Consider the following 9,749-nt stretch of genomic DNA (forward strand, 5'->3'; position numbering starts at 1 on the left):
GGGCGGGGCCGGGGCGCCGCCGGTGGCGGCGGCGCTCTCCGCGCCCGGCTCAGCCGGTTCATTCGTGGGGGCTTCGACCTGTGGTCGGTCGGAAGACGGGGTGCCAGGGGTCATCTCAAACCCTTCGTCGGCCTGGTGGCAACGTGGTGATGTGCTGGGTCGGTCAGGGCGACAGATGCGCCGGTTCGGTGAAGCCACTGGCGACGGAGTGCAGCGCCTCGTCGACGAACTCGCCGAGCGGCCGGGCCCCGTCGCACAACGCCCACCGGATCAGGGCCGTCCGGAAGGCGGCACCGACGACGGCGGTGACCAGCGCCGGAAAGCCACTGTCGGATTCGGCCCCGGTACGGGTCGCGACGGCACCGACCATCGCTTCCTCGGCCACCGCACCGCGAGCCAGCAGCCGCGGCATCATGGACGGGTTCCTGCAGATCATCTTCATCCGGAGGAACCACAGGTCCTGTTCCGCCTGGAGGCGTTCGACGCTCGGGACGAACGCCTGGCGCAGCGCGCCGAGGAGGGGAAGGGCCGGATCAGTGGCGAGAAGTTGGGCGCAGAAGTCGTCGCCGTCGACGAAGTGGTCGCCGATGAGCGCGTCGTCCTTGGTGGCGAAGTAGTTGAAGAACGTCCGCGGCGACACTCCGGCCGCCTCGCTGATGTCCTCCACCGTGACGTGATCGAGCCCGCGCTCCAGCACCAGGCGCAGAGCGGTCAAGATCAAATTGGAGCGGGTCTGCTGCTTCTTGCGGTCCCGCCAGCCCAACGCGGCACCTGTCGTGGCGTCGATCACGCGAGGAACCGTAGGACATAATTGCAGCGACTGCAATGTTCACTGGTCGGGTCGACGCCCGGCCCAACCCGCCTGGCCAACCGACCTGTTGATGGCGCTCAGGAGACGACGAGGCAGCCGATAGAGCATTTACGCAAGCGACTTGCATAACTTGCGATACTCTTGCGTGTATGACGCGACGACTTGCCGAAGTGGCGAAAAAGGTGGGGGTCAGCGAGGCCACGGTCAGCCGGGTGCTCAACGGCAAGCCCGGGGTGTCCGAAGCCACCCGGCAGTCGGTGCTGGCCGCCCTGGACGTCCTCGGCTACGAACGGCCCACGCAGTTGCGCGGCGACCGCGCCCGCCTGGTCGGACTGGTCCTGCCCGAGCTGCAGAACCCCATTTTCCCGGCGTTCGCCGAGGTCATCGGTGGGGCACTGGCCCAGATGGGGCTGACTCCGGTGCTGTGCACACAGACCAAGGGCGGGGTCTCCGAGGCCGACTATGTGACCCTGCTGCTGCAACAGCAGGTCTCCGGCGTGGTGTTCGCCGGCGGCCTGTACGCACAGGCCGACGCGGAGCACGGCCACTACCGGCTGCTCGCCGACCGCAACATCCCGGTGGTGCTGGTCAACGCGGCCATCGAGCAGCTCGGCTTCCCCGGCGTCTCCTGCGACGACGCCGTGGCGGTGGAGCAGGCCTGGCGCCATCTGACCTCCCTCGGCCATGAGCGGATCGGGCTCGTGCTCGGGCCGGGCGACCACATGCCGTCGGCCCGCAAGCTGGCCGCCGCCCGAGCCGTCGCCGGCGATCTGCCGGACGAGTTCGTCGCCCGGGCCATCTTCTCGATCGAGGGCGGCCAGGCCGCGGCCTCGCGGCTGATCGACCGGGGGGTCACGGGCATCATCTGCGCCAGCGACCCGCTGGCCCTGGGGGCCATCAGGGCCGCGCGCCGCAAGGGACTCGGCGTGCCGTCGCAGGTATCGGTCATCGGCTACGACGACTCCGCGCTCATGAGCTGCACCGAGCCGCCGCTCACGACCGTGCGCCAGCCCATCGAGGCCATGGGCAGGGCGGCGGTGGAGCTGTTGAACGCGCAGATCAGCGGACTGGCCGTACAGGCCGAGGAGTTGCCGTTCGAGCCCGAACTGGTGGTGCGCGGCTCCACCGCGCAAGCCCCGCAGGGGTGAACTCGACAGGGGTTCGGATTCCCTGTCGATTGTTTTCAGTTTCTGCGCGACATCTTGCAGCACGATGTCGACGGTGCTTGAGTGTGCGGCGCACCCACGGCTGTGTGCGCTCCGCCCACCGGCGTGGGGCTTCCCTGCTCCTGTCCAGAGGGGTCCACCATGAGAAGCACCGGGTTCCGTCGTCGCCTCATCGTGCTGAGTGCCTGCGCCCTCGTCCTCACCGCATGCGGCTCGGACAACGACGCGGCGAGCGGAAAGACGCGTATCACCGTCAACTGCATGCCGCCCAAGAGCGCCAGGGTCGACCACGCGTTATTCGCGGAGGACGTCGCCTCCTTCGAAAAACAGAACCCGGACATCGATGTTGTCGCGCACGACGCGTTCCCCTGCCAGGACCCGAAGACGTTCGACGCCAAGCTCGCCGGCGGTCAGATGGAGAACGTCTTCTACACGTACTTCACCGACGCCACGCACGTCGTCGACATCGGTCAGGCCGCCGATCTCACCCCGTACCTCAAGGAGCTGAAGAGCTACGACACCATCCGGAAGGAACTGCGCGACATCTACACGGTCGACGGCAAGGTCTACGGCATCCCGCGCACCGGCTATTCGATGGGCCTGATCTACAACCGCAAGCTCTTCGAGAAGGCGGGCCTCGACCCCGACAAGCCGCCGACGACCTGGGACGAGGTCCGCGCCGACGCCAAGGAGATCGCGGAGCTGGGCGGCGGAACCGTCGGCTACGCGGACTACAGCGCGCAGAACCAGGGCGGCTGGCACTTCACGGCGGAGCTGTACTCCCAAGGCGGCGACGTCGTCAGCCCCGACGGCAAGAAGGCGACCATCAACACCCCCGAGGGGCGCGCCGTCCTGCAGAACCTGCACGATATGCGCTGGGTCGACGACTCCATGGGCAGCAAGCAGCTCCTCATCCTCAACGACGTCCAACAGCTGATGGGCTCCGGCAAGCTCGGCATGTACCTCGCCGCGCCCGACAACATCCCGATCCTGGTCAAGGAGAAGGGCGGCGACTACAAGGACCTCGCCATCGCCCCCATGCCCGGTGGCAAGGGGACGCTCATCGGCGGCGACGGCTACATGTTCCACAAGGGGGACTCCCCCGCGCAGATCCGAGCCGGTCTGAAGTGGCTCGACCACATGTTCCTCACGCCGGGCAAGGGCTTCCTCGGCGACTACGCCCGCGCCAAGAAGCGCGACGCCCCCGTCGGCCTGCCCGAGCCGCGGCTGTTCACCGGCCCCGCCGATGCCAAGGACCAGCGGATCAAGACGGCCAACGCCAACGTCCCCGTGGAGAACTACCGGGCCTTCCTCGACGGCGGCCAGGACCTGCAGATGAAGATCGAGCCGCCGAAGGCCCAGCAGATCTACTCCGTCCTCGACGGAGCCGTCTCCGCGGTCCTGACCAAGAAGGACGCCGACATCGACGCGCTCCTCGACGGTGCCTCCGGCAAGATCGACAGCATCCTGGCGCGGAGCTGACACCGATGACCAGGACCGCGACCCGGCGCCCCGCCGACGCGATCGCCGTACGGCCCGTCCAGCCGCCGCCCCCGGTGGCGGGCCGGGGGCGGCGGCGCCTGCACGACCAGGCCCGCGCCTACGCCTTCCTCCTCGGCGGCCTGCTCTGCTTCGCCCTCTTCTCCTGGTATCCGGCGATCCGCGCGGTGGTCATCGCCTTCCAGAAGTACACACCGGGCTCCTCGCCCGAGTGGGTCGGCACCGCCAACTTCACCCGAGTCCTGCACGACCCCGAGTTCGGTGCCGCCTGGCGCAACACACTCACCTTCACCCTGCTCGCCCTGCTCATCGGCTTCGCGATCCCGTTCGTACTGGCACTGGTGCTGAACGAACTCCGGCACGCCAAGGCGTTCTTCCGGGTCGTGGTCTATCTGCCGGTGATGATTCCGCCGGTGGTCACCGCCCTGCTGTGGAAGTGGTTCTACGACCCCGGCGCCGGCCTGGCCAACGAGGCGCTCCGCTTTCTGAACCTGCCCACCTCGAACTGGACCAACGGCGCCGACACCGCCCTGATATCCCTGGTCGCCGTCGCGACCTGGGCCAATATGGGCGGCACGGTCCTGATCTATCTGGCGGCGCTGCAGTCCATCCCCGGTGAGCTGTACGAGGCCGCCGAGCTGGACGGCGCGAATCTGTGGCAGCGCATCCGGCATGTGACCATTCCGCAGACCCGGTTCGTCATCCTCATGCTGATGCTGTTGCAGATCATCGCGACGATGCAGGTGTTCACCGAACCGTTCGTGATCACCGGCGGGGGCCCGGAGGATGCCACGGTCACCGTTCTGTACCTCATCTACAAGTACGCCTTCCTCTACAACGACTTCGGCGGCGCCTGTGCGCTGAGCGTCATGCTCCTGGTGCTGCTCGGGCTCTTCTCCGCCCTCTATCTGCGACTGACCCGATCCGGGGAGGAGGACGCATGAGCACCCGGACCCTCGTCTCCCCCGCCACCCTGGCCCGCCCCCGCGGCAAGGCCGTCTACTGGACGGTCTTCACCGGCGTGGCGGTGCTCTTCGCGCTCGCCTTCCTGTTCCCCGTGTACTGGATGGTGACCGGCGCCGCGAAGTCACCGGACGAGGTGGCCCGGACCCCGCCCACCCTCGTCCCGTCCCACTGGCGCGTCAGCGGCTACACCGACGCCTGGGAGCTCATGCAGCTGCCGACCCACCTGTGGAACACGGTGGTCCAGGCGGCCGGTGCCTGGCTGTTCCAGTTGGTGTTCTGCACGGCCGCCGCCTACGCCCTGTCCAAGCTGAAGCCCGCCTTCGGCAAGGTGATCCTCGGCGGCATCCTCGCCACGTTGATGGTCCCGGCCCAGGCGCTGGTCGTACCGAAGTACCTGACGGTCGCCGACCTGCCGCTGCTCCACACCAGCCTGCTCAACGACCCTCTGGCCATCTGGCTTCCGGCGGTCGCCAATGCCTTCAACCTGTATCTCCTCAAGCGCTTCTTCGACCAGATCCCGCGCGATGTGCTGGAGGCCGCCGAGATCGACGGCGCCGGAAAGCTGCGCACCCTGTGGTCGGTCGTGCTGCCCATGTCGCGTCCCGTGCTCGGCGTGGTGTCCATCTTCGCGCTGGTCGCGGTGTGGCAGGACTTCCTGTGGCCGCTGATGGTCTTCTCCGACCCGGACAAGCAGCCGATCAGCGTGGCACTGGTCCAGCTGTCCCAGAACATCCAGCTGACCGTGCTCATCGCCGCGATGGTCATCGCCAGCGTCCCGATGGTCGCGCTGTTCCTCGTCTTCCAGCGGCACATCATCGCCGGGATCAGCGCGGGCAGCACGAAGGGCTGACCCCGCCCGCAGCGCAAAGGGCCGACTCCCGCCCCGCCCCCTCGAGAAGAAAGGCACCGCCGTGGCACAGCCCACCCCTGCCCGGACGGACCGCGACTGGTGGCGTTCCGCGGTCATCTATCAGGTGTACGTGCGCAGCTTTGCCGACGGCGACGGCGACGGCACCGGCGACCTCGCGGGCGTCCGCGCCAGGCTGCCGTATCTCGCCGAACTCGGCGTCGACGCCCTGTGGTTCACGCCCTGGTATGTGTCGCCGCTGAAGGACGGCGGCTACGACGTCGCCGACTACCGCGCCATCGACCCGGCCTTCGGCACCCTGGCCGAGGCCGAGAAGCTGATCGCCGAGGCGCGGGATCTCGGCATCCGCACGATCGTCGACATCGTGCCCAATCACGTCTCCGACCAGCACCCCTGGTTCCGCGCCGCGCTCGCCGGCGGTCCCGAGCGCGAGCTGTTCCACTTCCGGCCGGGCCGCGGCGACCACGGTGAGCTGCCGCCCAACGACTGGCGCTCACAGTTCGGCGGTCCGGCCTGGAGCCGGCTGCCCGACGGTGACTGGTATCTGCACCTGTTCGCCCCCGAGCAGCCCGACCTCAACTGGAGCCATCCGGCCGTACGCCAGGAACACGAGGACATCCTGCGCTTCTGGTTCGAGCGGGGCGTCGCGGGCGTCCGCATCGACTCGGCCGCCCTACTCGTGAAGGACCCCCGCCTGCCCGACTTCGTCGAGGGTCGTGACCGGCACCCTTACGTCGACCGCGACGAACTGCACGACATCTACCGTTCCTGGCGGACGGTGGCCGACGCATACGGCGGGATCTTCGTCGGCGAGGTGTGGCTGCCCGACACCGAGCGCTTCGCCCACTATCTGCGCCCCGACGAGCTGCACACCGCCTTCAACTTCTCCTTTCTGGCGTGTCCCTGGGACGCCCGGCGGCTGCGGGCGTCGATCGACGAGACACTCGCCCAGCACGCTCCCGTGGGCGCGCCCGCCACCTGGGTGCTGTGCAATCACGATGTGACCCGTACGGTCACCCGCTACGGCCGCGAGGACACCGCCTTCGACTTCGCCACCAAGGCCTTCGGCACCCCCGCCGACCTCGCCCTCGGCACCCGGCGGGCGCGGGCCGCCGCCCTGCTGTCGCTGGCCCTGCCCGGCGCCGTCTACGTCTACCAGGGCGAGGAGCTCGGACTGCCCGAGGCGGACATCCCCCGCGACCGCGTCCAGGACCCGATGCACTTCCGCTCCGGCGGCACCGACCCGGGCCGGGACGGCTGCCGGGTGCCGCTGCCGTGGGCGGCCGAGGCGCCGTACGCCGGTTTCGGCTCCCGCGTCGAGCCCTGGCTGCCCCAGCCTGCCGACTGGCCCGGCTACGCGGCCGACCGCCAGGCGCAGGACCCCGGCTCGATGCTCAGCCTCTACCGCGCGGCCCTCCGTATCCGCCGCGCCACGTCCGGATTCGGCGACACCCCGCTCACCTGGCTCCCCGCCCCCGATGACGTCCTCGCCTTCGCCGGTGCGGACGGGCTCATCTGCGTGGTGAACCTCGCGGACACGCCCGCCCGGCTGCCCGCCCACTCCCGGCTCCTGCTGGCCAGCGGACCACTGGACGACCGTGGCCGCCTGCCGCGGGACACCGCGGCCTGGCTGCGCGCCTGAGCCGCCACCGCACCGCGTTTCCTTCTCACCCCCACCCCCACACCCCCCACACGAAGGGATCAGCACATGCGCAGCAATACCTTCGGATCGGTCAGGCGTATGCCGGCGATCGGCGCGACCGTGGCCCTGGCGGCCGGCATGCTGCTCGTCCTGCCTCCCACCGCCGCGCACGCCGCCGCGGGCGCCGCCCTCCCCTTCACCTCGGTCGAGGCCGAGTCGGCCACCACCACCGGAACCAAGATCGGCCCGGACTACACCCAGGGCACCCTCGCCTCCGAGGCATCCAACCGCCAGGCCGTCCGTCTCGCCTCCGGCCAGCGCGTCGAATTCACCGCACCCCGCGCGGCCAACGCCGTGAACGTCGCCTACAGCGTGCCCGACGGCCAGTCCGGCACGCTCAGCGTGTACGTCAACGGAACCAAGCTCGCCAAGAGCCTGGCGGTCACCTCCAAGTACTCGTACGTGGACACCGGCTGGATCGCCGGGGCGAAGACCCACCACTTCTACGACAACGCCCGGCTTGTGCTGGGCCAGAACGTCCAGGCCGGCGACAAGATCGCATTCGAGGCCGGCAACGTCCAGACCACCGTCGACGTGGTCGACTTCGAGCAGGCGGAGCCGGCCGCCACGCAGCCCGCGGGATCGGTCTCCGTCACCTCGAAGGGCGCCGACCCGACCGGGCAGGGCGACTCCACGCAGGCGTTCCGCGACGCCATCGCCTCCGCCCAGGGCGGCGTGGTGTGGATCCCACCGGGCGACTACAAGCTGACCTCCTCCTTGAGCGGTGTCCAGAACGTCACTCTGCAGGGCGCCGGGCACTGGTACTCCACCGTGCACACCTCGCGCTTCATCGACCAGTCCAGCTCGTCCGGCAACGTCCACATCAAGGACTTCGCGGTGACCGGGGAGGTCACCGAGCGCGTCGACTCCAACCCCGACAACTTCGTCAACGGCTCACTCGGCCCGAACTCCAGCGTGTCGGGCATGTGGCTGCAGCACCTGAAGGTGGGCCTCTGGCTGATGGGCAACAACGACAACCTCGTCGTCGAGCACAACCGCATCCTCGACACCACCGCCGACGGGCTCAACCTCAACGGCAGCGCCAAGGGCGTGCGCGTCCGCGACAACTTCCTGCGCAACCAGGGCGACGACGCGCTCGCCATGTGGTCGCTGAATGCGCCGGACACCGACAGCAGCTTCGAGAACAACACCATCTCGCAACCGAACCTCGCCAACGGCATCGCGATCTACGGCGGCACCGACATCGCGGTCAAGAACAACCTGATCTCCGACACCAACTCGCTCGGCAGTGGGATCGCCATCTCCAACCAGAAGTTCCTCGACCCCTTTCATCCGCTCTCCGGCACGATTACGGTCGACGGAAACACGCTGGTGCGCACCGGCGCCATGAACCCCAACTGGAACCACCCGATGGGGGCGCTGCGCGTCGACTCCTACGACAGCGCCATCAACGCCACCGTCAACATCACCAACACGACCATCACGGACAGCCCTTACAGCGCGTTCGAGTTCGTCTCCGGCGGCGGCCGCGGCTACGCGGTCAGATATGTCAACGTGACCGGCGCGACGGTGAAGAACACCGGAACCGTCGTCGTCCAGGCCGAGGCGCAGGGGGCGGCGAAGCTCGGCAATGTCGCGGCCACGGGCGTCGGCGTGGCGGGCGTCTACAACTGCCCCTACCCGGCCGGTTCCGGCTCCTTCGCGCTCACCGACGGCGGCGGCAACTCCGGCTGGAGCAGCACCTGGTCGGACTGCTCCAGCTGGCCGCAGCCCGGGCAGGGCAACCCCGACCCGGACCCCGCCCGCAACCTGCTCAAGGGCCGGCCGGCCACCGCGACCGGCTCGCAGGACGTCTACACCCCCGGCAAGGCGGTGGACGGCGACGCGAACACCTACTGGGAGTCCGCCAACAACGCCTTCCCGCAGTCATGGACGGTGGACCTCGGCTCCCGCGAGGCGGTGCGCCGGGTCATGCTGAAGCTGCCGCCCTCCTCGGCATGGGAGGCCCGCACGCAGACCCTGTCCGTGCTCGGCAGCACCGACGGTTCGTCGTACTCCACGGTGGTCGGCGCGCAGGACTACCGCTTCGACCCGGCGCGGGGCAACGCCGTCACCCTCAACCTGCCCCAGAACACGGACCTGCGCTATCTGAGGCTCCACGTCACCGCCAACACCGGCTGGCCGGCGGCCCAGTTCAGCGAGGTGGAGGCCTATCTGACGTCCTGACCGCCACGGCGGGTGCGGCGGGTCGTGTTCGCCGTCGGGGATGTCACCCGGTGGTGGCCGACCGCTCCCGCCACCAGGCCACCGTCGCCTCGACCTGCTCGTCGACGGGGGTGGCCCGTACCGTGAACTCGGCCTCGTAGGCGCTCGCGTCCACCACGAACGGCCGGTCGAACTGGTAGCGGATCTCCTTCAGCTCGCGGAGCAGCGGGGAGAAGAGCGATGCGACGCCCAGTACGGCGGGCGACAGCCGACGCACCGCGACCGGCCCCGTTCCCGCCTGGGCGGCGAGGTGGTCGACCATCTGCCGGGTGGACCGCGCGGGCTCCGTCGGTACGTGCCAGGCCCGTCCCCAGGCCCGTTCCTCGTCCGCGACCTCGACGAGGGCCCTGGCCACATCGGGGAGATAGCTCCAGCTGTGCGGGGCGTCCGGATCGCCGAGCGTCGAGACGGGCTTGCCGCGCAGCAGCCGTGGTATGACCCGGGCTGCCAGGTGTCCGCCGTCGGTCACGCCGGGCCCGAAGAAGTCCGAGGGCCGTACCTCGACCGCCT

The 9,749-nt window shown here is 69.3% G+C and carries 8 protein-coding genes; 6 read left to right on the top strand and 2 right to left on the bottom strand.

What is annotated here, in order from left to right:
• Positions 1-163: 163 nt before the first annotated feature.
• Positions 164-790 (bottom strand): TetR/AcrR family transcriptional regulator, encoded by a 627-nt coding sequence (locus tag ACWDSL_RS49390; protein WP_450495823.1) that lies wholly within the window; start codon positions 788-790, stop codon positions 164-166.
• Between the two features lie 170 nt (positions 791-960).
• Between ACWDSL_RS49390 and ACWDSL_RS49395 the strand changes: the two genes are divergently transcribed.
• The 6 genes from ACWDSL_RS49395 (at position 961) to ACWDSL_RS49420 (ending at position 9,200) form a co-directional block, all read left to right on the top strand.
• Positions 961-1,959 (top strand): LacI family DNA-binding transcriptional regulator, encoded by a 999-nt coding sequence (locus ACWDSL_RS49395; RefSeq protein ID WP_450495824.1) that lies wholly within the window; start codon positions 961-963, stop codon positions 1,957-1,959.
• A 159-nt stretch (positions 1,960-2,118) separates the two neighbouring features.
• Positions 2,119-3,459, top strand: a complete 1,341-nt coding sequence (locus tag ACWDSL_RS49400) for an ABC transporter substrate-binding protein (RefSeq protein WP_450495825.1) — start codon at positions 2,119-2,121, stop codon at positions 3,457-3,459.
• A gap of 5 nt (positions 3,460-3,464) precedes the next feature.
• Positions 3,465-4,421 carry a carbohydrate ABC transporter permease gene (locus ACWDSL_RS49405; RefSeq protein WP_450495827.1) on the top strand — a complete coding sequence of 319 codons (957 nt, stop codon included), beginning with the start codon at positions 3,465-3,467 and terminating at the stop codon, positions 4,419-4,421.
• On the top strand, positions 4,418-5,293 hold the full coding sequence (locus tag ACWDSL_RS49410; protein ID WP_450495829.1) for a carbohydrate ABC transporter permease: 876 nt from the start codon (positions 4,418-4,420) through the stop codon (positions 5,291-5,293). The genes ACWDSL_RS49405 and ACWDSL_RS49410 overlap by 4 nt, the downstream gene beginning before the upstream one ends.
• A gap of 61 nt (positions 5,294-5,354) precedes the next feature.
• On the top strand, positions 5,355-6,953 hold the full coding sequence (locus ACWDSL_RS49415) for a glycoside hydrolase family 13 protein (RefSeq protein WP_450495831.1): 1,599 nt from the start codon (positions 5,355-5,357) through the stop codon (positions 6,951-6,953).
• 66 nt (positions 6,954-7,019) lie between these two features.
• Positions 7,020-9,200: a discoidin domain-containing protein gene (locus ACWDSL_RS49420; protein ID WP_450495833.1), complete on the top strand. Its 2,181-nt coding sequence runs from the start codon at positions 7,020-7,022 to the stop codon at positions 9,198-9,200.
• 43 nt (positions 9,201-9,243) lie between these two features.
• On the opposite strand, the gene ACWDSL_RS49425 is transcribed toward ACWDSL_RS49420, so the two are convergent.
• The coding region (locus tag ACWDSL_RS49425; RefSeq protein WP_450495835.1) for an NAD-dependent epimerase/dehydratase family protein at positions 9,244-9,749 on the bottom strand (506 nt) is incomplete at its 5' end.

The sequence above is a fragment of the Streptomyces sp. NPDC000941 genome (assembly GCF_053599555.1).

What these genes read in the sequence shown, in the direction of transcription:
- ACWDSL_RS49395 (WP_450495824.1), top strand. Translation starts at nt 961, where the DNA reads ATGACGCGACGACTTGCCGAAGTGGCGAAAAAGGTGGGGGTCAGCGAG.
- ACWDSL_RS49405 (WP_450495827.1), top strand. Translation starts at nt 3,465, where the DNA reads ATGACCAGGACCGCGACCCGGCGCCCCGCCGACGCGATCGCCGTACGG.
- ACWDSL_RS49420 (WP_450495833.1), top strand. Translation starts at nt 7,020, where the DNA reads ATGCGCAGCAATACCTTCGGATCGGTCAGGCGTATGCCGGCGATCGGC.
- ACWDSL_RS49400 (WP_450495825.1), top strand. Translation starts at nt 2,119, where the DNA reads ATGAGAAGCACCGGGTTCCGTCGTCGCCTCATCGTGCTGAGTGCCTGC.
- ACWDSL_RS49410 (WP_450495829.1), top strand. Translation starts at nt 4,418, where the DNA reads ATGAGCACCCGGACCCTCGTCTCCCCCGCCACCCTGGCCCGCCCCCGC.